Below are 696 nucleotides of genomic sequence, written 5' to 3'. Positions count from 1 at the left end.
AGTATAGTAATATATTCAGCTGACTAGTACTAATAGGTCGAGGGCTTGATCTTAATTAAACTTTACTCTATACTTAATTTAAAGAATAAAAAGTTAAAAAAACATGTTGACAACATTTTAAAAATGAATTATAATTTAAAAATGTAACATGTAAAACCTAATTGGATAAAACTAATTAAGGAAATTTCGGCAGCGTAGCTGCGAAATACTAACTCAAAACGAAATCAAAGATTTCTGTGAATTAGCATCTGGTGATTATGGCTTGAAGGTAACACCCGTTCCCTTTCCGAACACGAAGGTTAAGCTTCATAGCGCCGATGATACTACAAGGGCAGCCTTGTGGGAAAGTAGGTCGTCGCCAGGTTAGTATGGATCTTTAGCTCAGTTGGTTAGAGCAACCGGCTCATAACCGGTTGGTCCGGGGTTCGAGTCCCTGAAGGTCCACCATATGGGGGTATAGCTCAGTTGGGAGAGCACCTGCCTTGCAAGCAGGGGGTCATGAGTTCGAATCTCATTATCTCCACCAAAAATAAAACATCTGTATTATAGCAGATGTTTTATTATCCTCAAAAACAGTAAAAAATTATAAAAATTATGTTGACAACTTAATTTCAACATGATATTATAAGAAAGTCGCAAATGCGACATGGTCTTTGAAAATTAAACAGAGTACATTAAGCCAGTCGATTCTTTTAA

2 tRNA genes and 1 rRNA gene are annotated in these 696 nt (G+C 36.4%); all 3 read left to right on the top strand.

Annotated elements, in window-relative coordinates:
• Positions 1-247 precede the first annotated feature (247 nt).
• Positions 248-364: ribosomal RNA gene (gene rrf / locus ABDZ69_RS15570) — 5S ribosomal RNA — on the top strand.
• Positions 365-370: 6 nt separating this feature from the next.
• Positions 371-447: transfer RNA gene (locus ABDZ69_RS15565), tRNA-Ile, on the top strand.
• 3 nt (positions 448-450) lie between these two features.
• Positions 451-526 (top strand) — tRNA-Ala (locus ABDZ69_RS15560).
• Positions 527-696: the final 170 nt, after the last annotated feature.

It is taken from the genome of Clostridium malenominatum (genome assembly GCF_039521365.1).
Taxonomy (GTDB): Bacteria; Bacillota; Clostridia; order Clostridiales; family Clostridiaceae; genus Clostridium_AW; species Clostridium_AW malenominatum.
Note: the sequence above shows the minus strand (reverse complement) of the source record. Positions and strands in the feature narration are given on the sequence as shown.